Annotated in this window: 28 protein-coding genes; 21 read left to right on the forward strand and 7 right to left on the reverse strand. The window is 69.7% G+C overall.

Annotation, left to right across the window (positions count from 1 at the left end):
- Nucleotides 1-32 precede the first annotated feature (32 nt).
- The 3 genes from AC1DCG_RS05685 to AC1DCG_RS05695 form a co-directional block, all read right to left on the reverse strand.
- The gene (locus AC1DCG_RS05685) at nt 33-1,709 is read right to left on the reverse strand and encodes a sensor histidine kinase (protein ID WP_477036552.1); all 1,677 of its coding nucleotides are present in this window, start codon (nt 1,707-1,709) and stop codon (nt 33-35) included.
- 160 nt (nt 1,710-1,869) lie between these two features.
- Nucleotides 1,870-3,147, reverse strand: a complete 1,278-nt coding sequence (locus AC1DCG_RS05690; RefSeq protein WP_477029844.1) for an MFS transporter — start codon at nt 3,145-3,147, stop codon at nt 1,870-1,872.
- A 177-nt stretch (nt 3,148-3,324) separates the two neighbouring features.
- The gene (locus tag AC1DCG_RS05695) at nt 3,325-4,068 is read right to left on the reverse strand and encodes an SDR family NAD(P)-dependent oxidoreductase (protein ID WP_477029845.1); all 744 of its coding nucleotides are present in this window, start codon (nt 4,066-4,068) and stop codon (nt 3,325-3,327) included.
- A gap of 161 nt (nt 4,069-4,229) precedes the next feature.
- Here AC1DCG_RS05695 and AC1DCG_RS05700 point away from each other — a divergent pair, with 161 nt between their 5' ends.
- From AC1DCG_RS05700 to AC1DCG_RS05720, 5 genes are all read left to right on the forward strand, one after another.
- Nucleotides 4,230-4,898 carry a phytanoyl-CoA dioxygenase family protein gene (locus AC1DCG_RS05700; RefSeq protein WP_477029846.1) on the forward strand — a complete coding sequence of 223 codons (669 nt, stop codon included), beginning with the start codon at nt 4,230-4,232 and terminating at the stop codon, nt 4,896-4,898.
- Nucleotides 4,899-5,076: 178 nt separating this feature from the next.
- Nucleotides 5,077-5,694: a CDP-diacylglycerol--glycerol-3-phosphate 3-phosphatidyltransferase gene (gene pgsA, locus AC1DCG_RS05705; RefSeq protein WP_165259072.1), complete on the forward strand. Its 618-nt coding sequence runs from the start codon at nt 5,077-5,079 to the stop codon at nt 5,692-5,694.
- Between the two features lie 70 nt (nt 5,695-5,764).
- The gene (locus AC1DCG_RS05710) at nt 5,765-6,019 is read left to right on the forward strand and encodes a type II toxin-antitoxin system prevent-host-death family antitoxin (protein WP_477029848.1); all 255 of its coding nucleotides are present in this window, start codon (nt 5,765-5,767) and stop codon (nt 6,017-6,019) included.
- Nucleotides 6,019-6,447: a PIN domain-containing protein gene (locus AC1DCG_RS05715; RefSeq protein WP_477029849.1), complete on the forward strand. Its 429-nt coding sequence runs from the start codon at nt 6,019-6,021 to the stop codon at nt 6,445-6,447. The genes AC1DCG_RS05710 and AC1DCG_RS05715 overlap by 1 nt, the downstream gene beginning before the upstream one ends.
- A 92-nt stretch (nt 6,448-6,539) precedes the next feature.
- The gene (locus AC1DCG_RS05720; RefSeq protein WP_477029850.1) at nt 6,540-7,568 is read left to right on the forward strand and encodes an alpha/beta hydrolase-fold protein; all 1,029 of its coding nucleotides are present in this window, start codon (nt 6,540-6,542) and stop codon (nt 7,566-7,568) included.
- A gap of 3 nt (nt 7,569-7,571) precedes the next feature.
- On the opposite strand, the gene AC1DCG_RS05725 is transcribed toward AC1DCG_RS05720, so the two are convergent.
- On the reverse strand, nt 7,572-7,718 hold the full coding sequence (locus AC1DCG_RS05725) for a hypothetical protein (protein ID WP_165259074.1): 147 nt from the start codon (nt 7,716-7,718) through the stop codon (nt 7,572-7,574).
- A gap of 102 nt (nt 7,719-7,820) precedes the next feature.
- The gene (locus AC1DCG_RS05730) at nt 7,821-8,021 is read right to left on the reverse strand and encodes a hypothetical protein (RefSeq protein ID WP_165259075.1); all 201 of its coding nucleotides are present in this window, start codon (nt 8,019-8,021) and stop codon (nt 7,821-7,823) included.
- 278 nt (nt 8,022-8,299) lie between these two features.
- On the opposite strand from AC1DCG_RS05730, the gene AC1DCG_RS05735 reads away from it, so the two are divergent.
- From AC1DCG_RS05735 to AC1DCG_RS05805, 15 genes are all read left to right on the forward strand, one after another.
- Nucleotides 8,300-8,509, forward strand: coding sequence for a cold-shock protein (locus AC1DCG_RS05735; protein ID WP_058346787.1), 210 nt, complete (start codon nt 8,300-8,302; stop codon nt 8,507-8,509).
- Nucleotides 8,510-8,661: 152 nt separating this feature from the next.
- Nucleotides 8,662-9,846 (forward strand): patatin-like phospholipase family protein, encoded by a 1,185-nt coding sequence (locus AC1DCG_RS05740; protein WP_477036553.1) that lies wholly within the window; start codon nt 8,662-8,664, stop codon nt 9,844-9,846.
- Between the two features lie 146 nt (nt 9,847-9,992).
- Nucleotides 9,993-13,286 (forward strand): carbamoyl-phosphate synthase large subunit, encoded by a 3,294-nt coding sequence (carB, locus tag AC1DCG_RS05745; RefSeq protein ID WP_477041409.1) that lies wholly within the window; start codon nt 9,993-9,995, stop codon nt 13,284-13,286.
- A 195-nt stretch (nt 13,287-13,481) separates the two neighbouring features.
- Nucleotides 13,482-13,931: a hypothetical protein gene (locus AC1DCG_RS05750; RefSeq protein ID WP_477037216.1), complete on the forward strand. Its 450-nt coding sequence runs from the start codon at nt 13,482-13,484 to the stop codon at nt 13,929-13,931.
- The gene (locus tag AC1DCG_RS05755) at nt 13,928-14,209 is read left to right on the forward strand and encodes a DUF1294 domain-containing protein (RefSeq protein ID WP_477029855.1); all 282 of its coding nucleotides are present in this window, start codon (nt 13,928-13,930) and stop codon (nt 14,207-14,209) included. The genes AC1DCG_RS05750 and AC1DCG_RS05755 overlap by 4 nt, the downstream gene beginning before the upstream one ends.
- A complete protein-coding gene (locus AC1DCG_RS05760; RefSeq protein ID WP_477037217.1) occupies nt 14,206-15,297 on the forward strand; it encodes an HPP family protein in 1,092 nt (363 codons plus the stop codon). The genes AC1DCG_RS05755 and AC1DCG_RS05760 overlap by 4 nt, the downstream gene beginning before the upstream one ends.
- Nucleotides 15,298-15,360: 63 nt before the next feature.
- Nucleotides 15,361-16,026 (forward strand): glutathione S-transferase, encoded by a 666-nt coding sequence (locus AC1DCG_RS05765; RefSeq protein ID WP_477029857.1) that lies wholly within the window; start codon nt 15,361-15,363, stop codon nt 16,024-16,026.
- A gap of 145 nt (nt 16,027-16,171) precedes the next feature.
- Nucleotides 16,172-16,528 carry a hypothetical protein gene (locus tag AC1DCG_RS05770; RefSeq protein WP_477029858.1) on the forward strand — a complete coding sequence of 119 codons (357 nt, stop codon included), beginning with the start codon at nt 16,172-16,174 and terminating at the stop codon, nt 16,526-16,528.
- A complete protein-coding gene (locus tag AC1DCG_RS05775) occupies nt 16,525-18,138 on the forward strand; it encodes a methyl-accepting chemotaxis protein (RefSeq protein ID WP_477029859.1) in 1,614 nt (537 codons plus the stop codon). The genes AC1DCG_RS05770 and AC1DCG_RS05775 overlap by 4 nt, the downstream gene beginning before the upstream one ends.
- 154 nt (nt 18,139-18,292) lie before the next feature.
- Nucleotides 18,293-18,766 carry a transcription elongation factor GreA gene (gene greA / locus AC1DCG_RS05780; RefSeq protein ID WP_165259082.1) on the forward strand — a complete coding sequence of 158 codons (474 nt, stop codon included), beginning with the start codon at nt 18,293-18,295 and terminating at the stop codon, nt 18,764-18,766.
- A 97-nt stretch (nt 18,767-18,863) separates the two neighbouring features.
- Nucleotides 18,864-19,865, forward strand: a complete 1,002-nt coding sequence (locus AC1DCG_RS05785; protein ID WP_477037218.1) for a mitochondrial fission ELM1 family protein — start codon at nt 18,864-18,866, stop codon at nt 19,863-19,865.
- Between the two features lie 9 nt (nt 19,866-19,874).
- On the forward strand, nt 19,875-20,591 hold the full coding sequence (locus AC1DCG_RS05790; protein ID WP_477029861.1) for a cytidylyltransferase domain-containing protein: 717 nt from the start codon (nt 19,875-19,877) through the stop codon (nt 20,589-20,591).
- A gap of 140 nt (nt 20,592-20,731) precedes the next feature.
- On the forward strand, nt 20,732-21,379 hold the full coding sequence (locus AC1DCG_RS05795; protein WP_477029862.1) for a class I SAM-dependent methyltransferase: 648 nt from the start codon (nt 20,732-20,734) through the stop codon (nt 21,377-21,379).
- Nucleotides 21,376-22,632, forward strand: a complete 1,257-nt coding sequence (locus tag AC1DCG_RS05800; protein WP_477037219.1) for a flagellin modification protein FlmF — start codon at nt 21,376-21,378, stop codon at nt 22,630-22,632. The genes AC1DCG_RS05795 and AC1DCG_RS05800 overlap by 4 nt, the downstream gene beginning before the upstream one ends.
- Nucleotides 22,629-23,336: a WbqC family protein gene (locus AC1DCG_RS05805; protein ID WP_477029864.1), complete on the forward strand. Its 708-nt coding sequence runs from the start codon at nt 22,629-22,631 to the stop codon at nt 23,334-23,336. Before AC1DCG_RS05800 ends, AC1DCG_RS05805 begins: the two co-directional genes overlap by 4 nt.
- Here AC1DCG_RS05805 and pseI read toward each other — a convergent pair.
- Together pseI and AC1DCG_RS05815 are read right to left on the reverse strand one after the other, a co-directional pair.
- On the reverse strand, nt 23,333-24,391 hold the full coding sequence (pseI, locus tag AC1DCG_RS05810; RefSeq protein WP_477029865.1) for a pseudaminic acid synthase: 1,059 nt from the start codon (nt 24,389-24,391) through the stop codon (nt 23,333-23,335). The genes AC1DCG_RS05805 and pseI overlap by 4 nt on opposite strands.
- A gap of 55 nt (nt 24,392-24,446) precedes the next feature.
- Nucleotides 24,447-24,746, reverse strand: coding sequence for a hypothetical protein (locus AC1DCG_RS05815; RefSeq protein ID WP_477029866.1), 300 nt, complete (start codon nt 24,744-24,746; stop codon nt 24,447-24,449).
- A gap of 52 nt (nt 24,747-24,798) precedes the next feature.
- On the opposite strand from AC1DCG_RS05815, the gene trxB reads away from it, so the two are divergent.
- Nucleotides 24,799-25,806: a thioredoxin-disulfide reductase gene (gene trxB / locus AC1DCG_RS05820; RefSeq protein WP_101719543.1), complete on the forward strand. Its 1,008-nt coding sequence runs from the start codon at nt 24,799-24,801 to the stop codon at nt 25,804-25,806.
- Nucleotides 25,807-25,954: the final 148 nt, after the last annotated feature.

The raw sequence follows: 25,954 nt of genomic DNA on the forward strand, positions 1-25,954 counted from the left end.
GACGCGGAGGACGCCCCGTCCTCCGCGGGCCCTCAGAAGTCGTTGCTCCAGCGCTGCACCGAGGCCAGCGGCAGCCAGGCCTCGAACACTAGGCCCTCGGCATGGAAGTCGAAGCGCGAGCGGCCTTTCAGTTCGCGCTGGGTCAGGTTCTCGATCAGCCTCGCCCCGAAGCCGAACCGATCGGGCTGGCTGACCGCCGGACCGCCGCTCTCGCTCCAGGTCAGGCGCAGCTGCCTGGCGTCCTGGTCGACGCTCCAGCGCAGGCTCACCCGCCCCTCCGGCGCCGACAGCGCGCCGTACTTGGCGCTGTTGGTGGCCAGTTCGTGCAGCACCATCGACAGCGACACCGCCACGTGCGGGCTCAGCGCCACCTTCGGCCCCGAGGCATCTATGCGCTCGCCATGGGCGCGCACGCAGATGGCCGCCACGTCGGTCAGGTCGGCCTCGTTCCAGCCGGTGCGGGTCAGAAGATCGTGGGCGGCCGAGAAGGCCACCAGCCGCTCGGTGAAGATCCGCACCTGGTCTGCGTCGAGCTTGGCGAAGGTCTGGCGGGCCAGCGACTGCACCGTGGCCAGGTTGTTCTTCACCCGGTGGTTCAGCTCGTTGATCATCACCGCCTGGCGCGCCTCGCGGGCCTCCAGCTCGTGCGAGGCCGCGACCAGGGCCTCGCGCACGACGGCGATCTCGGCCAGCCCGCCGCGCTTGCCCGGATCCAGCGGCCGCCCGTCGCCGATCGCGCCGGCGTCCTCGACCAGCCCCACCACCTCGCGATTGATGCGGTTGGCCAGAAACAGCGCCATGCCCACGCCCAGCAGCAGCAGCAGTGGAAAGATCGCCGCCGTGCCCCAGGCCGCCGCCACGCCCACCTTGGCGACGTCGGCGCGGGGAATGGCCACCACGAGCGTCCAGCCGGTGCGGGGCGAGCGGGTGTAGGCCACGCGGGTCTTCACGTTGTCGAGCGACACGCTCTTGCTGATCCCCTCGTTGGAGCGGGCCAGGTTGCGGGTCATGTCCGGCGAGGCGCTGGCGCCGGTGAAGCGCTCGTTGCGCACCGAGCGGGCGATCACCTTGCGCTGGTTGTCCAGGATGGTGGCGACCCAGCTCTCGGGCGCGCGCTGCTGGCGGAACACCGAGGTGAAGCTGGCCGCCTCGACCACGTAGGAGACCACATAGGGCTGGCCCCTGATGTCCACCGGCGCGCCGACGGTGATCACGTGGCGCTGGGCCAGCGCGCCCATGCGCAGGTCGGAAACCTGGGTGCGGCCGGCCGCGCGGGCGGCGACCATGTAGGCCGGCGGCGGGGTCTTGGGCAGGGCCGCGCCCCAGGGGGCCAGGGTGTTGACCACCTGCTGGCCGTCGGCCGCGGTCACGGCCACCCAGCCGGGCCGGTTGCCGGTGGCGCGCTTGGCCCGGATGTAGAAGTTCTTCCAGTCGCCGTTCAGCAGGGCCTGGTCGGTGGCCAGGGTCTCGGCCACGGCCACGCCTTCGGCCACCTGCCGATCGACTGCGCCCGACAGCGCCCGCGCCGTGGCCAGCAGCTGCTCTTCCAGCTGGTCGCGGTTCTGGCGGTTGGAGCGCTCCAGCAGCAGGGCCGTGGCGGCGAGCGCCGGCACCAGCAGGCTGACGGTCAGCAGCACCAGCAGGCCGCGGACCGAACTGCGCAGGCCCCGGTGCGACGCGGCCGGGGTCTCGGAAGGAGTGGACGCCATGGGCGGATTTACGCGGCGGCGGCCAGGAGGTTGCGGACAGCCCCTTGGATCGCGCCGTTCGTCAGCCCCGCCATGCCCATGCTCCCCTGCCCGGATGACGCGACCTTACGCGATGCGTCGCCCCTGTCACCCGGTAAGAAACCAGCGTTATCCGCCAACCTTAAGCTTCGGTGCGCGTCTTCAGCAGCACCAGGGCGACGAAGCTGATCGCCGCGGCGACCGCCAGGTAGATCCCGACCGGAACCAAGCCGCCCTGCGCGGCCAGGGCGGTGGCCACCATCGGCGTCAGGCCGCCGCCGATGATGCCGCCGATGTTGAAGGCCATCGACGCGCCGGTGTAGCGCACGCGAGCCGGAAACAGTTCGGGCAGCCACGAGCCCAGCGGACCGTAGACGAAGCCCATGGCGAACAGGGCCGCCGACAGGAAGGTGCAGATCAGGGCCAGCGAGCCGGCGCCCATCATCACCGGCAGCAGTGCCCCGGCGGCCACGGTCATGGCGCACCCGGCCATCAGCACGCGCCGGGGCGTCGTGGCGTCCGACCAGTAGCCCGAGGCGACGATGCCGCCGGCCATGAACAGGATGGCGAACAGCTGCACGGCCAGGAACAGCTGGCGGTCATAGCCCAGGGTCTTGGCGCCGTAGCCCAGCGCGAAGGCCGTGGTCAGGTAGAACAGCGCAAAGCAGCAGACCACGGCGAAGGTGCCGCCCAGGGTCTCCCTCCAGTGACGCTTGAGCAGCTCGGCCAGCGGCACGGCCGGCGGCGGTTCGTGGGCCAGGGCCGCGGCGAAGGCCGGGGTCTCGGTCAGCTTCAGCCGCACCCACAGGCCAAGGCCCACCAGCACCGCGCTGGCCAGGAACGGCAGGCGCCAGCCCCAAGCCATGAACTGCTCGGGGCTCAGCGCCAGGCCCAGGATCAGGAAAAGACCGTTGGCGGCGATGAAGCCCACCGGCGCACCCAGCTGCGGGAACATGCCAAAGCGCGCCTTCCAGCCGGGAGGGGCGTTCTCGACGGCCAGCAGCGCCGCCCCGCCCCACTCGCCGCCCAGGCCGAAGCCTTGCCCAAAGCGCAGCACGCACAGCAGCGCCGGCGCCAGCCAGCCGGCCATCTGGTAGGTCGGCAGGAAGGCGATCAGCAGGGTCGAGCCGCCCATCAGCATCAGCGACGCCACCAGCGTCGACTTGCGGCCGATGCGGTCGCCGAAGTGGCCGAAGGCGATCGCTCCGACCGGCCGCGCGAAGAAGGCCACCGCCAGGCTGGCGTACGAGGCCAGCAGCTGCATCGAAGCCGAGTGCGACGGGAAGAACAGCGGGCCGAACACCAGCGAGGCGGCCGTGGCGTAGATGTAGAAGTCGTAGAACTCGACCGCCGTGCCCACCAGGCTGGCCAGCAGCACGCGGCGGGAGGAGTTGCTGGTCGGTGCGGCGCTGGCGGTCATGGCGTCCTCGGAAACTTGACCACGGCTTGGCGCTACCCGCCCGCCACGTCAACCATCCGAGAGAAGAAAACCACCCGCGCCAAACAGGAAATTCGCCAAAATCAATGAGATTTCTTCGCTCGAGCCTTGTTTCAAGGAAGAGGATTGCCCCGCCGTGCGAACGGCGGGGCCGTGTCCTCAGCGGGCCGAGAACCCGCCGTCCACCAGGTGGTAGCTGCCCGTGATGAACGAGGCGCGGTCCGACAGCAGGAAGCAGGTCAGGGCCGAAACCTCCTCGGGACGGCCCAGGCGTCCGGCCGGATGCAGGCCGATCAGGCCGGCGCGGGCCTCGTCGGTCATCTCCGAATGGATCAGCGGCGTCTCGATGAAGCCCGGCCCCACCGCGTTGATGCGCACGCCCTGCGGGGCGTACTCGATGGCGGCGGTCTTGGTCATGCCGACCACCGCGTGCTTGGAGGCGACATAGGCGCCCGAACCCGCCCAGCCATGCGTGCCCAGGATCGAGGCCATGTTGACGATCGAGCCGCCGCCGGCCGCCAGCATGGCCGGGATCTCGTACTTCATCGAATAGAGCACGCTGTTCATGTCGACATCGACGACGCGCTTCCACTGGTCGAGCGGGTAGTCGGCCGTGGGCAGGTTGGGGCCGCCGATGCCGGCGTTGTTCACCGCCAGGTGCAGGGCGCCGTAGGTGTCGACCGCGAACTTGACCATGGCCTCGACCTGGCCCGGATCGGCGACGTCCACCTTGAAGGCGCTGGCCGAGCAGACTTCCTTGGCCAGCTTTTCGGCGGCGTCGAGGTTGAAGTCGGCGATCACCACCTTGGCGCCGCCCGCCGCCAGCTCGCGCACCACCGCCTCGCCGATGCCCGAGGCGCCGCCGGTGACCAGGGCGACCTTGTTCGCGAATTCCGTGCTCATGAGGCTCTACTCCACTTGGTGTTACACTATACGCCCCGCGTCCTATCTGGGAGCGGCCGCCTCCGAGCGCCACCACCGCCGGCGCCCATTTTTCCCCGCGCTCCCGGTCCGCCTTACGTGCCGACCTTGCGAGCCCCTGGGTTGAGCTCTACGCAAGCGCGATGTGCACCGCTTTGACGCCGACCAGGGTCGGCTCGCCGTCGACCGAACAGGCCGCCCTCCTCGATCGCGACGGGTACCTGCTGCTGCGCGGCGCGACGCCGGAAGCCTGGCGCGAGCCCCTGCGCCGCGCCTTCGAGGCGGGGGTCGGGACCGGCGATCAGTGGGGCGTTCCCAAGGCTCCCGGCTGGCGCCACGCGCTGGTCGACCTGGACCGGACGGTTCGCGAGACCTGCCGCCTGCCCGCCCTGCTGGCGGTGGCGGGGCGGATGCTCGGCGGCCCCTTCTTCCTGGCCCAGGTCGAGGGCCGCGAGCCCCTGCCCGGCGCCGGGCTTCAGCCCCTGCATCGCGACGGCGCGGGCCTGCACGCGGTGTCGGCGATGATCTTCCTCGACGACTATGGTCCCGACAACGGCGCCACACGGGTAGTGCCGCGCACGCTCGATCGGGGCGAGCCTGACGAGACCCTGTCCCTGACCCTGTCCGGCCGGGCGGGCGACATCCTGGTGTTCGACGCCGACCTGCTGCACGGCGCCACCCGCAACGCGTCCGGCGCGCGGCGGCGCTCGCTGCTGCTGAACTTCCTGCCCGAGCGCGAACGCAGCGCCCAGGACGCCTATCGCGCCATCCGCGACGTGCGCATGGACAACGCCGAGGTCTTCACGCCTTAGGACGGATCGAAATCCGTACGACGACCGGCCCCGGACCCATGCTTCCCCGCGAAGGCGGGCAAGCTCGGGAAGAAAGGTCAGTGTTGATGAATCCCGGCCTCCACTTGAGACGAAAGCCTTGGCCATGAGCGCGCATGCGCCATAGCCCTCTCCTGCGCTCATGCGTTAGAACGGCGCCATGAAAGCCCTGCCCAACATCCTGACCTCCGCCCGCCTGGTCATCGCCCTGTTCATGTTCGTGGCCCTGGCCACGGCCGCCGGCGGCGTGCCCTGGCTCAGCGAGCAACTGACGGGCGACCAGCAGTTCTCCCTGCAGCGCTGGGCGTTCTGGGCCTTCGTGATCGCGGCCGTCACCGACTTCTTCGACGGCTGGCTGGCTCGCAAGCTCGACGCGGTCAGCATCTGGGGCGCGATTCTCGATCCCATCGGCGACAAGATCCTGGTCTGCGGCGCGCTGCTGGGCCTGATGGCCCTGGGCCCCAACCCGCTGGTCATCCTGCCGGCCGGCCTGATCCTGTTCCGCGAGTTCGCCGTCAGCGCCCTGCGCGAGGTCGGCGCCGGCAAGGGGATCAAGCTGCCCGTCACCCTGCTGGCCAAGTGGAAGACCACCCTGCAGCTGGTGGCCATCGGCGGCGAGCTGGTGGTGGTGTCCTGGGGCGCGTTCAACCTGCCGCAGGACCCGGCGATCATCGAGCCCGTCTCCTGGGCCGTCCACGGCCTGCTCGGCGTCGCCGCGATCGTCACCCTGATCACCGGCGCCCAGTACTGGGAAGCCGCCCGCAAGGCCCTGACCTGATCCTGGCGGGGATCGTTGTTCCGCCCTGCGGAATGTAGTAACGTAACTACATTCCGCAGGGTAAAGCGACATGCCCATCACCACCCTATCGAGCCGAGAGTTCAATCAGGACGCCAGCGGCGCCAAGAAGGCCGCCGCGAACGGGCCGGTCTTCATCACCGACCGCGGCCAGCCCCGCCACGTGCTGCTCAGCATCGAGGAGTATCGCAGGTTGGCCGGCGACCGGCGCAGCATCGTCGACGCCCTGACCATGCCGGAGGCCGAGACCATCGCGTTCGAGCCGCAGCGCGCGGTCATCGGCGCCCGCCCGGCCGATTTCGATTGATGTTCGTCCTCGACACGAACGTCGTCTCGGAACTGCGCAAGGCCCGGCACGGCAGGGCCGATCCCAACGTCGTGGCATGGGCCGACAGCGTCGACGCAGGCGCTCTCTACATCTCGGCGATCACCGTCCTGGAACTCGAAGCCGGGGTTCTGCGGATGGAGCGTCGTGACCCGTCGCAAGGCGCGATGCTTCGAACCTGGCTCGACCAGCAGGTCCTGGCCGAATTCAAGGATCGGGTCCTGCCGATCGACACGGCCGTCGCCAAACGCTGCGCGGGTCTGCACGTGCCTGATCCTCGCGCCGAGCGGGACGCGCTGATCGCCGCGACCGCCCTCGTCCATGGCATGACGGTGGTCACGCGCAACACGATGGACTTCGCCTCGACCGGCGCGCCCCTGATCGACCCCTGGAGCCAGGACCCGTCCTGAGCGCCGCCGCAAATCCGACACACGCATAGGAAGAACATCGCTCTTCCAACACCTGCGACGGGGGTGGTGCGATGCGTGGCGTGCTGTGCGTTGTGTTGCTCCTTCTTACCCTGACGCCGCTGGCGGCGCGGGCCGAGGGGCGGTTGGTGGATTTCGAGGTCGCCTCGCGGCGCTTCGACGGCAACAAGGCGGGGGTCGCGCCGATCCGCAAGGTCGCCGCCTACCTGCCCGACGGCTATGAGGCCGGGTCGCGGCGCTATCCGGTCGTCTACTTCCTGCCCAACCTGTTCGACGGCCATCGCGCGATCTTCGAGCGCGACGGCGCCAAGGCCGTGCTCGACCGGGCCATCGCGGACGGATCGATCCCACCCCTGATCCTGGTCAGCGCCGACTTCTCCACCCCGGCCGGCAGTTCGTTCTACGCCACCTCGCCGATCACCGGCGACTGGACGGGCTTCCTGGCCAAGGACCTGGTGGACGCGGTTGACTGCCGCTTTCGCACCCTGCCCGCCCCGGCTTCGCGCGGACTGCTGGGCGACCGCATGGGCGGCTATGGCGCGATCCGCACGGCCATGGTGGCGCCGGGCGTGTTCGGGGCGGTCTACGCCCTGCATCCGGTGGGCACGGGCGTGGGCCTGCAGACCATGAACTCGCGCCCCAATTTCGAGCGCCTGGCGGCCGCCAGGTCGCTCGACGACCTGGGCGACGACGGCTTCTCGCGGGTGTTCCTGGGGATGTACCAGGCCTTCCTGCCCAATCTCGACAAGGCCCCGTTCTATGCCGACCTTCCGGCCAGCGGCCGCGGGGCGGGCCTGGCCACCGATCCCGTCCTGACCGCCAAGCTGCAGAACGCCTTCCTGCTCGACCGCCTGCTGCCGGCCCACGCCGCCGACCTGAAGGGCCTGCGCGGCCTGATGTTCGACTGGGGCCGCTTCGACGGCAACGCCGACCACGTGGTCGCCAACCGCGCCTTCGCCGGCCTGCTGGAAGAGTTCGGCGTGCCCAACGAGGCCGAGGAATATCGCGGCTGGTGGGGCGAGCGGCACTGGACGCAAGACGGCCGCGTCGAGGCCCGCGCCCTGCCGTTCTTCGCGCGGACGCTGGCGTTCGAGCCGGGATGAGCCCTACTCGCCCGCGATGATCTCGCCGTCGTCGTCTTCCTCGGACGGCCCGTACATCAGCCATTCGCTGTCGGGCCGGTCTTCGCCGCCTGCCCGCTCGGCCTGCATCATCAGGGCCAGCCAGCGCGTCCCCGTCATCCGCAACACCATGATCGCCTCCAGGACTCAAGGTCGTTATTGAGAGTGACTCGCAATATCGAACCAATCAAGGCGATTTCGATGCTTAAGGCGTCCTACCTAGTAGGCGTGGGTCTAGAACCGCGCTGTCGCCGCGCGACGCGCCATCAGCACCCGCTCGCGACGGCGGGAAGCCTCGCGCTCCAGGTGCGGCGCAACCTCGGCCGCACGCCGGCGTTCCTCGGGCGTGCCGCTGACGTCCAGGCGGCGCACGTTGCTCAGCAGTTGCGCCAGTTCGGCGTCCCTGAGGCTGGGGATGCGGTCGATCAGCGTCATGGCCACGCTCCATTTGAATTCTGCGACGTTGATAACCACAACGCCCGAAGTGCTTTGAAGGTGATGCTTCAGCTCAAAAAATAAAATATCGATGTTCCGCTTGCTATTGCCGGGATGAGCTTCTAGAAGACCGTCATCGAATTCGCTGCCGCTCGATCCGCTATTCCACGCTTCTTTCTGAAGAAGCCCCGGGCCAGCCCTCCGACCTCCAACGAAATTGATCGCTTCCCGGCGCACGCCGCGAGGCGCCCTGCACTACGATCTAAAGGACTATCCCAATGGCTATCGGCACCGTGAAATGGTTTAACGGCACCAAGGGCTTCGGCTTCATCCAGCCTGAAGACGGCGGCAACGACGTCTTCGTGCACATCTCGGCCGTCGAGCGCGCCGGCATGACCTCGCTGAACGAAGGTCAGAAGGTCAGCTACGAGCTCGAGCAAGACCGCCGCAGCGGCAAGGTCTCGGCCGGCCAACTGCAGTCGGCCTAAAAAGCCGCACTGCACAAGCGACCCGCGAACGGGCCGGCTCACCGCCGGCCCGTTTTGCGTTTTTGGACCGCACTTTGATCAAACGCGCCATTGAGTGGACGCGGGGCCCGGCCACGCCTAGGTTCGCGCCGTTCGAACACCTCCGGCCCGACATGCGTCCGATCCGCCTCGCCCTCGCCGCCTTCGCCCTGATGACCCTCGCCGCCTGCGGCTCGGTGTCGCGCGACGCCTTCAAGGCCAGCGACCTGGCCGGCCCGCCGCCGTCCGGCCTGTCGGACATCCGCTTCAACGCCAGCGACAGCGCCGCGGGCATCCGCTTCGCCGACGCCGCCCGCAACCGCGCCCGCCACCAGCAGACCTTCGACGTCCTGGCCCTGTCGGGCGGCGGCTCCAACGGGGCCTACGGCGCGGGCGTCATCACCGGCTGGACCAAGACCGGCGAGCGGCCCGAGTTCGACATCGTCACCGGCGTCTCGACCGGCGCCCTCACCGCCCCCTTCGCCTTCCTCGGCCCCACCTGGGACGATCGCCTGGCCGAGGTCTACACCGGCGACGCCGCCGACCGGATCCTGCAGCCGCGCGGGCTGGGCGTGCTGTTCCATCCCAGCTTCTACGACAGCGGCGCCCTGCGCGGCCTGGTCGACAAGTACGCCGACGCCAACATGATGCAGGCCATCGCCGCCGAGCACGCCCGCGGCCGCCGCCTGCTGATCGCCACCACCAACCTCGACACCGAGGAGACGGTGATCTGGGACATGGGGGCCATCGCCTCCAAGGGCGACGAGGCCTCGCGCGAGCTGTTCCGCGACGTGCTGGTGGCCTCGGCCAGCATCCCCGGCGTCTTCCCGCCCGCCCTGATCCAGGTCGAGGGCCACGGCCGTCGGCTGTCGGAGATGCATGTCGACGGCGGGGTGACCATCCCGTTCTTCGTCGCCCCCGAGTCGCTGCTGCTATGGACCGCCGATCGCGGCACGGCCAAGCCGGGGCGGATCTTCGTGGTCGTCAACGGCCAGGTCGGCGGCGTCTTCGGCTTCACCAAGGGCGGGGCCCTGTCGATCGTCGGCCGCTCGTGGCAGACCATGAGCAAGGCCCTGATCCGCACCCACCTGGCCGCCAGCGCCGGCTTCGCCCAGCGCAACGGCGGCCAGCTGTTCTACAGCGCCATTCCGGACGCCGCCGAGGCCGACACCTCGGGCCTCGACTTCGCCGCCGGCAACCGCAAGACCCTGTTCCGCATGGGCTACGACCGCGCCGTCGCCGGCTGGGCCTGGAGCGTCGCGGCCGCCCCCGCCGAACCTCCGGTCGTACCCGCGCAGCCGGCCAAGAGCGGGCGTTAAGCCACACCGCTAACAGCGCTTTTCCAGACTCCCCGACTCTGGGGTTGCGCCGACCTGACTCCGTCTCTAAAGGGGCGGCTTAACCTGCAAGATGGTCGACAGCGGGCGCGCGGATGTGCGCGACCGTGTCTTTGCGCGAGTTAGCCATGCCCAAACGTACCGACCTCTCCTCGATCCTGATCATCGGCGCTGGCCCGATCGTCATCGGTCAAGCCTGCGAGTTCGACTATTCGGGCGTCCAGGCCTGCAAGGCGCTGCGCGCCGAAGGCTACCGGATCATCCTGGTCAACTCGAACCCGGCCACGATCATGACCGATCCGGACGTGGCCGACGCGACCTACATCGAGCCGATCACCCCCGACATGGTCGCCAAGATCATCGAGAAGGAGCGCCCCGACGCCCTGCTCCCGACCATGGGCGGCCAGACGGCCCTCAACACCGCCCTGGCCCTCGAAGAGTCCGGCGTTCTCAAGAAGTTCGGCGTCGAGATGATCGGCGCCAAGGCCGAGGTCATCGACAAGGCCGAGGACCGCCAGAAGTTCCGCGACGCCATGGACAAGCTGGGCCTGGAATCGCCCCGCTCGCGCGCCTGCCACACCCTGGAAGAGGCCCTGGAAGGCCTGGACTTCGTCGGCCTGCCCGCGATCATCCGCCCGTCCTTCACCCTGGCCGGCACCGGCGGCGGCATCGCCTACAACATGGAAGAGTTCCGCGAGATCGTGGAACGCGGCCTCGACCTGTCGCCCACCACCGAAGTGCTGGTGGAAGAAAGCGTCCTGGGCTGGAAGGAATACGAGATGGAAGTGGTCCGCGACACCGCGGACAACTGCATCATCGTCTGCTCGATCGAGAACATCGACCCGATGGGCGTCCACACCGGCGACTCGATCACCGTCGCCCCGGCCCTGACCCTGACGGACAAGGAATACCAGTGGATGCGCGCGGCCTCGATCGCCGTGCTGCGCGAGATCGGCGTCGAGACCGGCGGCTCGAACGTTCAGTTCGCGCTGAACCCGGCCGACGGCCGCATGGTCGTCATCGAGATGAACCCGCGCGTGTCGCGCTCGTCCGCCCTGGCCTCGAAGGCCACCGGCTTCCCGATCGCCAAGGTCGCTGCGCGCCTGGCCGTCGGCTACACGCTGGACGAACTGAAGAACGACATCACCGGCGGCGCCACCCCGGCCTCGTTCGAGCCGTCGATCGACTACGTCGTCACCAAGATCCCGCGCTTCGCCTTCGAGAAGTATCCGGGCTCCGAGCCCCTGCTGACCACCGCGATGAAGTCGGTCGGCGAAGTGATGGCCATCGGCCGCACCTTCAAGGAAAGCGCCCAGAAGGCCCTGCGCGGCCTGGAGACCGGCCTGACGGGCTTCGACGAGGTGGAAATCCACGGCGCCGAGGATCCCGACACCGGCAAGGCCGCGGTCATCCGCGCCCTGGGCGTGCCGACCCCGGATCGTCTTCGGGTCATCGCCCAGGCCTTCCGCCACGGCCTGACCGTGGAAGAGATCAACGCCGCCTGCAGCTATGAGCCGTGGTTCCTGCGCCAGATCGCCGAGATCGCTCGCCAGGAAGGCCTGGTCCGCGCCGGCGGCCTGCCGACCACGGCCCAGGGCTTCCGCGAGCTGAAGGCCCAGGGCTTCTCCGACGCCCGCTTGGCCAAGCTGACGGGTTCGACCGAGAAGGCCGTCCGCGCCGCTCGCCAGGCCCTGAACGTGCGCCCGGTGTTCAAGCGCATCGACAGCTGCGCCGGCGAGTTCCTGGCCTCGACGCCCTACATGTACTCGACCTACGAGTTCGGCGCCCTGGGCCAGGTTCCCGAGTGCGAGAGCGAGCCGTCCGACCGCAAGAAGGCCGTCATCCTCGGCGGCGGTCCCAACCGGATCGGCCAGGGCATCGAGTTCGACTACTGCTGCTGCCACGCCGCCTTCGCGCTCGACCAGATCGGCGTGGAGTCGATCATGGTCAACTGCAACCCCGAGACCGTCTCGACCGACTACGACACCTCCGACCGCCTGTACTTCGAACCGCTGACGGCCGAGGACGTGCTGGAGCTGCTGCACGTCGAGATGAGCAAGGGCGAGCTGGCCGGCGTCATCGTGCAGTTCGGCGGCCAGACCCCGCTGAAGCTGGCCCACGCCCTGGAAGAGGCCGGCGTGCCGATCCTGGGCACCAGCCCCGACGCCATCGACCTGGCCGAGGACCGCGAGCGCTTCCAGCAACTGCTGAACGGTCTCCAGATCGCCCAGCCGGAAAACGCCATCGCCCGCAGCTGGGACGAGGCCCGCGCCGAAGGCGAGAAGATCGGCTTCCCGTTCGTGATGCGTCCGTCCTACGTGCTGGGCGGCCGCGGCATGGAGATCATCCGTGATCACGAGGCCATGGAGCGCTACATCGCCGGCGCCGGCGAGATCTCGCTCGAGCACCCGATCCTGCTCGACCACTATCTGAGCCGCGCGACCGAGGTCGACGTCGACGCCCTGTGCGACGGCGAGAGCGTGTTCGTGGCCGGCGTGCTGGAGCACATCGAAGAGGCCGGCGTCCACTCGGGCGACTCGGCGTGCTCGATGCCGCCCTTCTCGCTGAAGGCCGAGACGGTCGAGGAACTGAAGCGCCAGACCGTGCAGATGGCGCTCGCCCTCAACGTGCGCGGCCTGATGAACGTGCAGTTCGCCATCGAGGAGCCGCACGGCGAGAACCCGCGCATCTACGTGCTGGAAGTGAACCCGCGCGCCTCGCGCACCGTGCCGTTCGTCGCCAAGACCATTGGTCAGCCCGTGGCCGCCATCGCCGCCAAGCTGATGGCCGGCGCCAAGCTTGCCGAGTTCGGCCTGAAGGACGAGCCCTACGACCACATCGCGGTCAAGGAAGCCGTCTTCCCGTTCGCCCGCTTCGCTGGCGTTGACACGGTGCTCGGCCCGGAAATGCGCTCGACCGGCGAGGTCATGGGCCTCGACTGGATCCGTGAAGGCGAAACGGGCCTTGGCCCCGCCTTCGCCCGCGCCTTCGCCAAGAGCCAGCTGGGCGGCGGCGTGAAGCTGCCGACCGCCGGCACCGCGTTCGTGTCGGTCAAGGAAAGCGACCGTCCGTGGATCGTCGAGCCGGTTCGCCTGCTTCAGCAGGCCGGCTTCAAGGTGATCTCCACCGTCGGCACCCGCGCCTACCTCGCCGAACAAGGCGTCGAGGTCGAGCTGGTCAAGAAGGTGCTGGAAGGCCGTCCCAACATCGTCGACGTGATGAAGAACGGCGGCGTGCAGCTGGTGTTCAACACCACCGAAGGCAAGCAGGCCCTGGAGGACAGCTTCGACATCCGCCGCACGGCGCTGATGATGAAGGTGCCCTACTACACCACCAGCGCCGGCGCCCTTGCCGCCGCCCAGGCCATCGCCGGGGCCCCGGCCGAGTCGCTCGACGTGCGCCCGCTGCAAAGCTACGCCTGAGCGACGCACCGTCTTTGAGACACGACAAGCCGCCCGGAGCGATCCGGGCGGCTTTTTCGTTGCTCGCGCCAGATCCTCCCCCTCTGGGGGAGGTGGCCCAGAGGGCCGGAGGGGGCAGCGCCGCCGCAGCGGATCACCCGCCCCTTCCCTCGCCCCCGCGCCTCACCTACAGACGTCTCCCAGCCGGAAGCCGCCATGACCGCCTACACCGCCGCAAACGTCGCCCGTCTCGCCGAGCGCCTGCTCGACGCCAGCCTGCCCAAGGCCGAGTGGACCCACGCCGCCCACCTGGTCGCGACCCTGCGTCTGGTCCGCACCCGCAACGACGGTCTCGAGCGCGACCTGCCCGGCGTCATCCGCGCCTACAACGAGGCCGTCGGCGGCGTGAACGACGACACGAGCGGCTATCACGAGACCATCACCCAGGCCTATCTGGCCGCCATCCGGGGTTTCGTCGCCGCCCTGCCCGCCGGGCTCGACGACGGCGAGGCGGCCGCCCGCCTGCTGGCCACACCGCTGGGCGACAAGGCCTGGCCGCTGGCCTTCTGGTCGCGCGAGCGGCTGTTTTCCGTCGAGGCCCGCCGCGGCTGGGTCGCCCCCGACCTCGCGCCGCTGGAGCATGCGCCGGCGGAGACCCCGCGGTGACCCTGATCCTCACCCTGGCCCTGCTGGCGGCCAACCTGTTCTGCTTCCTGCTGTTCGCCCACGACAAGGCCGCCGCCGTGCACGGCGAGCGCCGCGTGCCCGAGCGGGTGCTGCTGCTGTCGGCCGCCCTGTGCGCCGCGCCCGGCGCGCTGCTGGCCCAGCGCTGGCTGCGCCACAAGACCCGCAAGCAGCCGTTCGGCGCCTGGCTGACCCTGATCGTCTTCGCCCAGGCCTGCGCCGTCGCCGGCCTGGTCGTCCTGGCCTGGCGAGCCTCATGACCCAGCGCCTTCTGACCCTGCTCCGGGGCAAGACCCCGGCCCGGCCCGTTGATGCGCTGAAGGGCGGCGGCGGCGCGCTGCTGGGCCTGCTGTTCGCGGGCCTGCTGGGACGGTTGGCGGTCGGCGGCGGCGACTGGCTGCATCCGCTGCTAGTCGCGCCCATCGGGGCCTCGGCGGTGCTGATCTTCGCCGTGCCCGCCAGCCCCCTGGCCCAGCCGCGCGGCGTGATCGGCGGCAACGTCGTCTCGGCCTTCATCGGCATCACCGTCGCCATGCTGCTGCCGAACCAGCCGCTGGTCGCAGCCCCCTTGGCGGTGGGCCTGGCCATCGCGGTCATGATCCTGCTGGGCTGCCTGCACCCGCCCGGCGGCGCGGTGGCGCTGATCACCGTCATCGGCGGACCGGCCGTGACCAAGGCCGGCTATCTCTTCGCGCTCAATCCGGTGGCCGTCGACTCGGTGCTGCTGGTCTGCGCCGGCATGGCCTGGAACCGCCTGGTCGGCCGCTCCTATCCGCACAAGGCGCCCGCCCCGCCGCCCAGCCCGCACGGCACGGCCGATCCCCTGCCCGCCTCGCGCATCGGCTACGACGCCGGCGACCTCGACAAGGCCCTGGCCCGCTACGGCGAACTGCTCGACGTCAGCCGCGAGGACCTCGACGTCCTGTTCCGCGAGGTCGAGATCCAGGCCCATCAGCGCCTGCACTCGCAGATCCGCTGCGGCGAGGTGATGTCGCGCGACGTCATTCGCCTGGACCGCGCCCAGTCGGCCGAAAGCGCCCTGGCCTTCTTGCAGAGCCACGACCTGCGCGCAGCCCCGGTGGTCGACGAGGAAGGCCGCGTCATCGGCATGGCCCGCCGCGCCGAACTGCAGGCCAACCGCCGCCGCACCGTCGAGGCCGCCCTGGATCCGTTCGTCCACCGCGTGCGCGAAGGCACGCCGGTCGCCGCCCTGCTGCCGATCCTCTCCACCGGCCAGACCCACGAGGCCATGGTCGTCGATCGCGATCGCAAGCTGGTGGGCGTGATCACCCAGACCGACCTGATCGCCGTGCTCTATCGCGCCCACATCGTCGAGAGCGTGCTCTGACGAGGCTTGACTGACGCACGCGTCGCCGCGCCATCCTGGCGACAAATCGATAGGGGAAACGCCATGCTCGTCGTCCACCACCTGAACAACTCGCGCAGCCAGCGCGTGCTGTGGCTGCTGGAGGAGCTGGGTGCTCCCTACGAGGTCAGGCGCTACGAGCGCGACGCCAAGACCATGCTGGCCCCGCCCGAACTGCTGGCCATCCACCCGCTGGGCAAGTCGCCGGTGATCACCGACGGCGACAAGACCATCGCCGAGACCGGCGCCATCATCGAGTACATCCTCGACACCTACGGGAACGGCCGCCTGATCCCGCCGGCCGGCACGCCCGAGCGCCTTCGCTTCACCTACTGGCTGCACTACGCCGAGGGCTCGGCCATGACGCCGCTGCTGCTGAAGCTGGTCTTCACCGCCCTGCCCGCCCGCGCGCCGGGCCTGCTGAAGGGCCTGGTCAAGACCATCGCCGCCAAGGCCCAGTCGGGCTTCGTCGATCCGCAGCTGAAGAGCCATATCGACTACTGGAACGGCGAACTTTCCAAGTCCGAGTGGTTCGCCGGTTCCGAATTCACCGCCGCCGACGTGATCATGAGCTTCCCGCTGGAAGCGGCCGTGTCGCGCGCCGGCGCGGGCTCGCGCCCCAAGGTGAAGGCCTTCCTCGACAGGATCCACGCCCGCCCCGCCTATCGCACGGCCCTCGAACGCGGCGGCGAGTACGCCTACGCCGACTAGAGGCGCACCCTGCAACTCACGGCCGAGCTTGCGCCTGCGACACGGCGACGCTCGGCCGCGATCTTAAGACTTCGCACACCACGGAGGCGCAAAACCTCTCCCTGGAAGCCGCCAATCCATGGCTCAGCTTGCCCGGAGATCGAGTTTGTCCCTGTCGCGTGTTCGAACCTGGCGTGATCTGCTTCACGCCCTGGGTCGGACACTGGCCGCAACCTCCGCGATCATCGTCACTTTACTGGCCGTCACGTTGTCCAGCGCCTCGCCGCGCGACCCGGGCCGCGTTGCCGCCGTCTTCCCGCCCTGGTGGACGCCGGCCCGCGCCGCCGGCGCCGCCACCTCGGCCGGCGACATCGCCGGCGCGGGCGCTGTTCCCTTCGTCCTGATCCTGCGCGGCGATCCGGCCACGCTGGGTCAGCGCCTCCGCGCCGCCGGCGCCATCGTCCTGCTCGACCCCGACACCGCCGGCGTCTGCGCCAAGACCGTCCTGGAGCCCCGTCCATGAGCACGAAGCCCTCGAATCTAGACGCGCAACGCCGGTCCGGCGGCCGCCTGATCCTGCTGCTGACCGCCCTGATGGCGCCGATCGTCGTCGCCGCCCGCTTCCTGGTGGGCGAGCCGGTGCTGGGCGTCGCCGTGGCCGCGGCCATGGTCGCCGCCCTGGCGGCCGGGGCCGTCCTGCACCGCGGCGAAACCGCCACCGGCCGCATCCTGTCGGGCGTGGCCCTGATGGCCCAGGTCTCGCTGCTGGTCGCCGCCCTCGGCGGCCACGGCTGGCAGATCGACATGCACATGGCCTATTTCGCGGCCCTGGCCCTGCTCGTGGTCTATTGCGATTGGACCGTCATCGCCGCCGCGGCCGCCACGGTCGCCGTCCACCACCTGGCGCTCAGCTACCTGCTGCCGACCGCCGTCTTCCCGGGCTCGGCGAGCCTTGGCCGGGTGCTGGTCCACGCTGTCATCCTGATCGTCGAGGCCGGCGCGCTGATCGCCGCGACCTTCAGCATCCATCGCGTCATCGGCCTGGCCGAACGGGCCCGCGCCAAGGCCGAGGCGGCCATGCAGGAGGCCCGCGAGGCCGACGCCGCCGCCGACAGCGCCCGCCGCTCCGAAGAGGAAGGCCGCATCGCCCACGCCGCCGTCCAGGCCGCCGCCGAGCGCCAGCGCGCCGACATGGTCGACTCTTTGGCCCAGAGCCTGTCGCGCCTGGCCAAGGGCGATCTATCGGTGCGGCTGGTCGAGCAGTTCTCCGAATCGTACGAGCAGCTGCGCGCCGACTTCAACCAGGCCGCCGGCAAGCTGGCCGGGGCGCTGGCGATCATCGACGAGCGCGCCTCGGGCGTGCGCAACGGCTCCGACCAGATCGCCGGCGCGGCCGCCAACCTGTCGCGCCGCACCGAGCAGCAGGCCGCCAACCTAGCCGAAACCGCCAGCGCCATGGACGAGATCACCGCCACCGTCGGGCAGACCGCCGACGGCGCTCGCAAGGCCGCCGCCGTCGTGGCCCGGGCCCGCGAGGACGCCCGCCGCTCGGGCGAGGTGGTCGGCGAGGCCGTCGACGCCATGAGCGCGATCGAAACCTCGGCCACTCAGATCTCGCGCATCATCGGGGTGATCGACGAGATCGCCTTCCAGACCAACCTTCTGGCCCTGAACGCCGGCGTCGAAGCCGCCCGCGCGGGCGAGGCGGGCAAGGGCTTCGCCGTGGTCGCCTCCGAAGTGCGGGCCCTGGCCCAGCGCTCGGCCGAGGCCGCCAAGGAGATCAAGCAGCTGATCACCACCTCGACCCGCCAGGTCGGCGAAGGCGTCGAGCTGGTCGGCCGCACCGGCGAGGCGCTGGAGCGGATCGTCTCGCAGATCGCCGAGATCGACGGCCTTGTCTCGGAGATCGCCGCCAGCGCACAGCACCAGGCCCAAGGCCTGACCCAGGTCAACACGGCGGTGAATCAGATGGACCAGGTGCTGCAGCAGAACGCGGGCCTGGTCGAAGAGACCGCCGCCGCCACCCACGCGCTGAACGACGACGCCGGCGAGCTGGCCCGTCTGGTCGGCCAGTTCCAGCTGCCCGGCGATCGTCTGGCGGGGACTTCGACGCGCGGCCTGCAGCGGGCCTGAGGACCCGTCGCYGCCGTCAGCTTGACCACGCAACCGTTGCGGCGCGTGAGACTTGCTTATCCGGAATGCGGCGCCTATCCTCTCAGCCCCCGGTCGCGCTCGCCAGCGACTGGAAGTCTTCCTCCCCTTAGGGCGAACCGAGCTAAAATCCACTATGGAAAAAGTGCCGATGACCGTCGTGGGTTATCAAACCCTCGACGAAGAACTGAAGCGTTTGAAGACGGTCGAACGGCCTGCCGTGATCGCCGCGATCGCCGAGGCGCGCTCGCACGGCGACCTTTCGGAAAATGCCGAGTACCACGCCGCCAAGGAACGCCAGGGCTGGATCGAAGGCCAGATCGCCGAGATCGAGGACAAGATCGCTCGCGCCCAGGTCATCGACGTCTCGAAGCTCTCGGGTTCGCAGGTCAAGTTCGGCGCCACGGTCAGCGTGGTCGACGAGGACACCGAAGAAGAAGCCCGCTACCAGATCGTGGGCGACCACGAGGCCGACGTGAAGTCGGGCCGCATCTCGCTGAGCTCGCCGCTGTCGCGCGCCATGATCGGCAAGGAAGTCGGCGAAGTGGTCGAGGTCAACACGCCCGGCGGCGTGAAGGCCTATGAGATCCTCAAGGTCGAGTGGGTCTAGGCTTCGGCCCTGACCCCGCCATAAAGTCCGGCCAATCGCCGCGGAGTCGCCCGTTCAGGGTGGTTCCGCGGCGTTCGCCGTTTTGAGGGCTGGAGCGATGAGCGCCAATCAGACGCCAGGTTCCGAACCGCTGACCATTTGGGCCGTCTCCGACGGTCGCGCTGGCATCGAGGCCCAGGCCGTGGGCCTGGCCGAAGCCATCGCGCGCAAGCGATCGGCCAGGATCGTCGTCAAGCGCGTGGGCTGGAGAGGCCGCACCAGCCGCCTGCCTTGGTGGCTCGTCTGGCTGCCGCGCCGCTGGCTGACGCCGGAAAGCGAGATCACCCCGCCCTGGCCCGACCTGTGGGTCGCCGCCGGCCGGGCCACCCTGCCCCTGTCGATCCGCCTGAAGAAATGGTCGGGCGGCAAGACCTATGTCGTGCAGATCCAGGACCCGCGCGTCCCGGCCCACATGTTCGACCTGGTGATCCCGCCCAAGCACGACCGCCTGACCGGCGACAACGTCGTGCCGATCACCGGCTCGCCCCACCGCGTGTCGCAGGCCCGTCTCGACGCCGAGTACGACAAGTTCAAGGACGTCATCGAGGCCCTGCCCCGCCCGCGCGTGGCGGTGCTCCTGGGCGGCAAGTCCAAGGCCTTCGACCTTTCGGTCGAGCGCGCCGCGCAGATGGCGCACGAAATCCAGCTGCCGCTGGAGCAGGAAGGCGGCAGCCTGCTGATGACCTTCTCTCGGCGCACGCCCGAGCCGGCCCGCGCTCTGCTGGCCGCCCGCCTGCGCGACCTGCCGGGGATCATCTGGGACGGTGAAGGCCCCAACCCCTATTTCGCCTTCCTGGCCGCGGCCGACTACATCCTCGTCAGCGAGGACTCGACCAACATGGCCACCGAGGCGGCTTCGACCGGCAAGCCGGTGTTCATCCTGAAGATGGAAGGCCACAGCCTGAAGTTCCGCCTCTTCCACGAGGAGCTGGAGCGCCAGGGCGCGGCCCGCCCCTATGGCGGGGCCTTCCACGGCTGGACCTACGAGCCGGTCGACGAGACCGGCCGCGCCGCCGCCGAGGTGCTGGCGCGGATGGACGCCCGGAACGCCAAGGCCTAGCCTTCCGCGATGATCCTCGCCGTCCTGCAAGCCCGCATGAGCTCGACCCGCCTGCCGGGCAAGGTGCTGATGCCGATCGTCCGCGCGCCGATGATCATCCGCCAGATCGAACGCGTCTCCCGCTCGCGCCGCATCGACAAGCTGGTGGTGGCCACCAGCACCGATCCGCTGGACGACGCCATCGAGGCCGCCGTGCGCAAGGACGGCGTCGCCGTGCACCGTGGTCCGCTGGCCAACGTGCTGGAGCGCTTCGTCGGCGCGCTGGACGCGCATCCGGCCGACCACGTGGTGCGCCTGACCGCCGACTGCCCGCTGGCCGACCCGACGGTCATCGACGCCACCATCGACCTGCACCTGTCGTCCGGGGCCGACTACACCAGCAACAGCCCCGAAGGCGCGGCCTTTCCCAAGGGCCTCGACGTCGAGGTGATCACGGCTTCGGGGCTGCGCCGCGCGGCCGCGCAGGCCGACAGCCCCGAGGCCCGCGAGCACGTCACCTGGGACGTCTGGAACAATTCCGACCGCTGGAACCTGGCCTGGCTGCCGGACGCCCCAGGCGAAGGCGACGTGCGCTGGACCGTCGACCGGCCCGACGACTACGCCTTCGTGGCGACGGTCTATGACGCGCTCTATCCGAACAACCGAGCCTTCACCTCGGACGACGTCCGCGCCTTCGTGAAGGGCCGGGAAGACCTCTTGAACTACGGCGGCGACCGGCGGGCCTAGAGCCGGGTGCGACAATCGCGCCGCATCCCTTAAGGACAGGGTTAACAAAGTATTCGGCAAAGCGGCCCCAGGCTGCTGCCGCGACCGCTCCACCGGTTCGCGCCAGCTTTGAGGGGCCTCCGGTCAGGGGGCGGACGGACATGCGCGCCCTGCCGGACATCCGGGGTCTGAAGTACCCCGACGAGTTCATCGCCCGCCACTTCTTCAAGCGCGGCCTGCACCAGCGCGCCGGCAAGGTCGTGGAGCTGGGCGGCGGCACGGGCAACAACCTGTCGCTCTACGCCGCCTACGGCTGGACGCTGACCAATGTCGACTATTCGGCCGCGGCGCTGGAAGACGCCCGCTGGAATCTGGGGCAGGCCGCGACCCTGATCCAGGCCGACCTGTCGCTGGGCCTGCCCGACGGGATCGAAGGTCCGATCGACGTCCTGCTGATCCCCAACCTGCTCTGCTATCTGACCAACGCCCAGGCCCATCGGGTGCTGACCGCCGTGCGCGAGAAGCTGGCGCCGAACGCCGAGGTCTTCGTTCGCACCCGCCTCGTCGACGACTATCGCTACGGCCGAGGCGTCGCCGAGGAACCGGACGGCTTCCGGCTGGCCACGCCGGAGACCGGCGAGGAAGGCCTGTTCAACCTGTTCTACACCGAGGCGGGCCTGGTGAACCGCCTGCGCGACGAGCTGGGCCTGACCCAGCCGGACGTCTTCCGCGTCTGCTTCGACAACCTGCAGGCTGGCGTCCGCGTGCCCAGCAACAGCGACCTGGTGGTCTGGGGGACCGCCTCGTGAACGGCCGCATCCGCATCGTCGGCGGCGGCCTGACCGGGATCATGGCCGCCTTCGAGGCCCATCGCCTGGACTGGCGCGACATCGAGCTGCACGAGCGCTTCGACGCCCTGGGCGGGGTTGCCCGTCCCAAGGTCGTGAACGGCGCGGAGATGCGCGACGGCTGCGTCTATTTCGGCCCCGAGGGCGACGCCCTGGTCGAACGCCTGAAGGCGCAAGGCGCGGCCTTCGAGACCTTCGACAACCGCTTCGGCTCGCTCAGCCTCGACGGCGCGGGCAAGCGCGTCTTCACCTGGGACTTCGGCGGCCCGGCCGTGGACTGCGCCAGCCTGCGGATCGCCCGTCCGGCCGGCGACAGCCTGGCCGACCGCATCGCCGCCTATCCCTCGCCGATCGCCGAGACCCTGGCCGAGTACTGCCGCTGGCACCTGGGCGCCGACCTTTCCGCCGTGCACGGCGACGCGGCCATTCCGCTGGCCATCAACCGCGTCTATCCGGCCGGCGCCGAGACCCCGGCTCTGGTCGCCCTGAAGGCCTCGAACGAATGGGCCGACGAGCTGTATGGCATCCCGCGCGGCCTTTCGGGTCGCACCGCCAACGTCACGGCCAGCCTGCCGGCCGGCGGCTTCACGGCCTTGTTCGAGACCTGCCGTCGCGCGCTGGAGGCCCTGGGCGTCGACATCCGCTTCGAGAGCCTGATCTCGCCGCGCCAGGTGATGGCCGAGCACGCCGCCGGCGACACCGTCGTGTGGGCCGCCAACCCGACGCCGCTGTTCAAGCCGATGGGCCTTTCGACCCCGTCGCTGGTGAAGAAGAGCTTCTTCACCTACGTCTTCGAAGCCGATTTCGACGGCCCCTGCCCCGTCTACGTCCAGAACTTCACGGCCAAGGGCGACTGCTTCCGCGCCTATCTGTACGAGAGCGGCGGCAAGACCCTGGTGGTGGCCGAGTGCGTGCGCGAGGCCGACCTGCGCGCCCTGCCCGGCGAGATCCGCGGCCTGCTGTCGGGCTTCGGCTCGCTGAAGACCGGCGCCCTGCTGCATACGGGCGCCCAGCCGCGCTGGATCTATCACTCGCGCGACGCCATCGCCGGCCTTGGCCAGCTGCGTGCGAAGCTGACCGAGCGCTTCGGATCCTCCTTCGTCTGCGGGGCCTGGGAGCCCTACGGCAAGAGCGCCAAGCTGGCCGAGGTGGACGCCGCCCTGGCGTCGGCCCGCGCCGCGCCCGCCGCCGGCGGCCTGGCCCTGGTCGGATGAACCAGACCTCGCCCCCGAGAACGGCGGCGATCATGCAGCCGACCTATCTGCCCTATCTCGGCTATTTCCAGCTGATGGCGGCCAGCGACGTCTTCGTCTTCCTCGACGACGTGCAGTTCGCCCGCCGCTCGTGGCAGTCGCGCAACCGGATCCTGACCGCCCAGGGCGAGCTGATGCTCACCGTGCCGGTCAGGAAGCACGATCGCGACACGCCGATCGCCGCCATCCGCATCGACGACAGCCAGGCCTGGCGCGACAAGCATCTGGCCGCCATCCGCCACGCCTACGGCAAGCGGCCGTTCTTCACCGAGGGCTTCGCCTTCGTGTCCGAGCAACTGGCCCGCGAACCCGACGGCGCCCTGGCGGACCTGACCTGCGGCCTGGCCCAGGTCGCGGCGATGCGGATCGGCCTGGAAACCGAGTTCGTCCGCGCCTCCAGCCTCGGCGCGGCAGGCGCCCGCTCCGAGCACCTGCTGGCGATCTGCCGCGCGGTCGGCGCCGACGCCTACGTCTCGCCGACCGGCTCGGCCGACTACATGGAAGAAGACGGCGTGTTCGCCGCCGCCGGCTTTCCCGTCCGCTTCAAGCCCTGCCGCCTGGCGGAATATCCGCAGGGGCGGCCCGAATTCACGCCCTACATGGGCTTCATCGACGCCCTGATGAACGTCGGCTGGGACGGGTTGAAGGCCCTGGTCGCCGCCTAATCGCCCACCATGTCCCAGGCCAGCGGCTCGCCGCGGGTCAGGGCGCGGGCGGCGGGACGGCCCAGCACCTTGTCGAGATCGGCCGGCGGCAGGCCGTTGCCCGGGCGCACCGAGCGGACGTTGTCGCGCGTCAGGACCGCGCCGGCCGGCACGTCGGCGGTGACGTAGAGCGAGCGGCGGAAGAGCAAGGAGCCCTGCTCGGAACCCAGCACGTCGTAGTGGGCGCGCCCCAGCGAGGCCCAGGCGTTCCTGGTGTCGTCGACCAGGGCCTTGAACTCGGCCGGCTCCAGGCTGAAGGCGGCGTCGGGGCCGCCGTCGGCGCGGGCCAGGGTGAAGTGCTTTTCGACCGCGCAGGCGCCGACCGACACCGCCGCCACCGAGGCGGCCGTGCCCGGCGTGTGGTCCGACAGGCCGATCGGGCAGCCGAAGCGGGCGGCCATGTCGGCCACGGTCCGCACGTTGGCGTCGGCGAAGGTGGCCGGATAGCTGGACACGCAGTGCAGCAGCAGCACGCCCGGCGCGCCGGCTTCCAGGGCGGTGTTCCGCGCGGTCTCGATCTCGGCCAGATTGGCCATGCCGGTCGAGATGATCAGCGGCTTGCCCTGGCTGGCGGCATAGCGGATCAGCGGCAGGTCGACGGCCTCGAACGAGGCGATCTTGTAGGCCGGCGCATCAAGCCCCGCGAGCAGGTCGACCGCGGTCTCGTCGAAAGGGCTGGAGAAGATGGTCACGCCGCGCTTGCGGGCCCGCTCGAAGATGGCCGCGTGCCACTCGAACGGGGTGTGGGCCTCTTCGTACAGCTCGTACAGGCTGCGCCCGTCCCACAGGCCGCCGTGGATCTTGAACTCGGGCCGGTCGACGTCGAGCGTGATGGTGTCGGCGGTGTAGGTCTGGATCTTGATGGCGTCGCAGCCGGTGTCGGCGGCGGCGTCGACCATCTCAAGGCAGCGGTCGAGGCTGCCGTTGTGGTTCCCCGACAGCTCGCAGATCACGTAGGGCGGATGGTCCGCGCCGATCTTGCGGCCGGCGATCTCGATTTCGGGCGAAGCGGTCATGGGCGGAAACTCACGCGGTTTGTTGCCTATTAACCCTGAAATCGTGGACGAGCCGTCAATCCCCGCCGCCACCGCCGCCATCGCCCCCGCAGCTTCCGCCGTCGGAGGAGCCGCAATCCGACGAGGAAGACGAAGACGAGCTGTCGAAAGAGTGGCTCGTGCCGCTGTCGCCGCCGTCGCCCTTCTTGCCGCCGGCCTTGGCCTCGGCGGGCTTGGCCATCTGCAGCGCCGTGCCCAGGCCCCCGCCGATGGCGATGCCCACCCCGATGCCGATCGCCAGGTTGTCGAGCGCCAAGCCCAGCGCGACCCCGATGGCCGTACCGACGCCGATCCCGATGTTCAATCCGCCCTTCATGGGTTCCCCAAAGCCATCGCAACAGCGCGGAATCGACACTATATGTTCGCCCATGTCCACCACCGCTCCCCGCCAGACGCGCTGCCTGATCATCGGTTCGGGCCCCGCCGGCTACACCGCCGCCATCTACGCCGCCCGCGCGCTGCTCAAGCCCGTGCTCATCGCCGGCATCCAGCCGGGCGGCCAGCTGACCATCACGACCGACGTCGAGAACTATCCGGGCTTCGCCGACGTCATCCAGGGTCCCTGGCTGATGGACCAGATGCGCGCCCAGGCCGAGCACGTGGGCACCGAGTTCGTCAGCGACATCGTGATGTCGGTCGACCTGTCCAAGCGCCCGTTCGTGGTCAAGACCGATAGCGGCCAGGACTGGATCGCCGAGACGATCATCATCGCCACCGGCGCCCAGGCCAAGTGGCTGGGCCTGGAGAGCGAGAGCAAGTTCCAGGGCTTCGGCGTTTCGGCCTGCGCCACCTGCGACGGCTTCTTCTATCGCAACAAGGAAGTCGTGGTGGTCGGCGGCGGCAACACCGCCGTCGAGGAAGCCCTGTTCCTGACCAGCTTCGCCAGCAAGGTCACCCTGGTGCACCGCAAGGACGAGCTGCGGGCCGAGAAGATCCTGCAGGAGCGCCTGCTGGCCCATCCGAAGGTCGAGGTGGTCTGGGACAGCGTCATCGACGAGGTCGTCGGCGACAGCGAACCGATGGGCGTCACCGGCGTGCGCCTGAAGAACATCAAGACCGGCGAGTTCACCGAGCTGAAAACCGACGGCGTGTTCATCGCCATCGGCCACGCCCCGTCGTCGGAACTGTTCGCCGGCCAGCTGGAAGTCGGCCCGGGCGGCTACCTGAAGGTCAAGCCGGGCACGGCCTCGACGGCCATCGAAGGCGTCTACGCCGCCGGCGACGTCACCGACGACGTCTACCGCCAGGCGGTGACCGCCGCCGGCATGGGCTGCATGGCCGCCCTGGAGGCGGTGCGGTTCCTGGCCGAGGAAGACCACAAGAAGGCTCACCATCCGATCAGCCACGCCGAAGCCAACGAAATCGGCGCCTGGTAGGGCCGGGTTTGATCGAAGCTTGAGAGGGGGCGGCGAAAGTCGCCCCCTTTTTTCGTTCGGTCGGCCCGCCTAACGGCGGCCCCCTCCGGCCCTCCGGGCCACCTCCCCCAGAGGGGGAGGATCTGTTGGCGCCGGCGCTCTTCGAGAT

The sequence above is a fragment of the Caulobacter sp. 10L414 genome (assembly GCF_056395525.1).

Excerpts from the sequence above, each read along its gene's own strand:
- AC1DCG_RS05725 (WP_165259074.1), bottom strand. The coding sequence starts at position 7,718 with ATGGTGTTGCGGATGACGGGGACGCGCTGGCTGGCCCTGATGATGCAG.
- AC1DCG_RS05730 (WP_165259075.1), bottom strand. The coding sequence starts at position 8,021 with ATGACGCTGATCGACCGCATCCCCAGCCTCAGGGACGCCGAACTGGCG.
- AC1DCG_RS05685 (WP_477036552.1), bottom strand. The coding sequence starts at position 1,709 with ATGGCGTCCACTCCTTCCGAGACCCCGGCCGCGTCGCACCGGGGCCTG.
- AC1DCG_RS05750 (WP_477037216.1), top strand. The coding sequence starts at position 13,482 with ATGACCGCCTACACCGCCGCAAACGTCGCCCGTCTCGCCGAGCGCCTG.
- AC1DCG_RS05805 (WP_477029864.1), top strand. The coding sequence starts at position 22,629 with ATGAACCAGACCTCGCCCCCGAGAACGGCGGCGATCATGCAGCCGACC.
- AC1DCG_RS05785 (WP_477037218.1), top strand. The coding sequence starts at position 18,864 with ATGAGCGCCAATCAGACGCCAGGTTCCGAACCGCTGACCATTTGGGCC.
- AC1DCG_RS05710 (WP_477029848.1), top strand. The coding sequence starts at position 5,765 with ATGCCCATCACCACCCTATCGAGCCGAGAGTTCAATCAGGACGCCAGC.
- AC1DCG_RS05815 (WP_477029866.1), bottom strand. The coding sequence starts at position 24,746 with ATGAAGGGCGGATTGAACATCGGGATCGGCGTCGGTACGGCCATCGGG.
- AC1DCG_RS05795 (WP_477029862.1), top strand. The coding sequence starts at position 20,732 with ATGCGCGCCCTGCCGGACATCCGGGGTCTGAAGTACCCCGACGAGTTC.
- AC1DCG_RS05775 (WP_477029859.1), top strand. The coding sequence starts at position 16,525 with ATGAGCACGAAGCCCTCGAATCTAGACGCGCAACGCCGGTCCGGCGGC.
- AC1DCG_RS05765 (WP_477029857.1), top strand. The coding sequence starts at position 15,361 with ATGCTCGTCGTCCACCACCTGAACAACTCGCGCAGCCAGCGCGTGCTG.
- AC1DCG_RS05700 (WP_477029846.1), top strand. The coding sequence starts at position 4,230 with ATGTGCACCGCTTTGACGCCGACCAGGGTCGGCTCGCCGTCGACCGAA.
- AC1DCG_RS05690 (WP_477029844.1), bottom strand. The coding sequence starts at position 3,147 with ATGACCGCCAGCGCCGCACCGACCAGCAACTCCTCCCGCCGCGTGCTG.
- pgsA (WP_165259072.1), top strand. The coding sequence starts at position 5,077 with ATGAAAGCCCTGCCCAACATCCTGACCTCCGCCCGCCTGGTCATCGCC.
- AC1DCG_RS05740 (WP_477036553.1), top strand. The coding sequence starts at position 8,662 with ATGCGTCCGATCCGCCTCGCCCTCGCCGCCTTCGCCCTGATGACCCTC.
- greA (WP_165259082.1), top strand. The coding sequence starts at position 18,293 with ATGGAAAAAGTGCCGATGACCGTCGTGGGTTATCAAACCCTCGACGAA.
- AC1DCG_RS05715 (WP_477029849.1), top strand. The coding sequence starts at position 6,019 with ATGTTCGTCCTCGACACGAACGTCGTCTCGGAACTGCGCAAGGCCCGG.
- carB (WP_477041409.1), top strand. The coding sequence starts at position 9,993 with ATGCCCAAACGTACCGACCTCTCCTCGATCCTGATCATCGGCGCTGGC.
- trxB (WP_101719543.1), top strand. The coding sequence starts at position 24,799 with ATGTCCACCACCGCTCCCCGCCAGACGCGCTGCCTGATCATCGGTTCG.
- AC1DCG_RS05735 (WP_058346787.1), top strand. The coding sequence starts at position 8,300 with ATGGCTATCGGCACCGTGAAATGGTTTAACGGCACCAAGGGCTTCGGC.
- AC1DCG_RS05790 (WP_477029861.1), top strand. The coding sequence starts at position 19,875 with ATGATCCTCGCCGTCCTGCAAGCCCGCATGAGCTCGACCCGCCTGCCG.
- AC1DCG_RS05695 (WP_477029845.1), bottom strand. The coding sequence starts at position 4,068 with ATGAGCACGGAATTCGCGAACAAGGTCGCCCTGGTCACCGGCGGCGCC.
- AC1DCG_RS05760 (WP_477037217.1), top strand. The coding sequence starts at position 14,206 with ATGACCCAGCGCCTTCTGACCCTGCTCCGGGGCAAGACCCCGGCCCGG.
- pseI (WP_477029865.1), bottom strand. The coding sequence starts at position 24,391 with ATGACCGCTTCGCCCGAAATCGAGATCGCCGGCCGCAAGATCGGCGCG.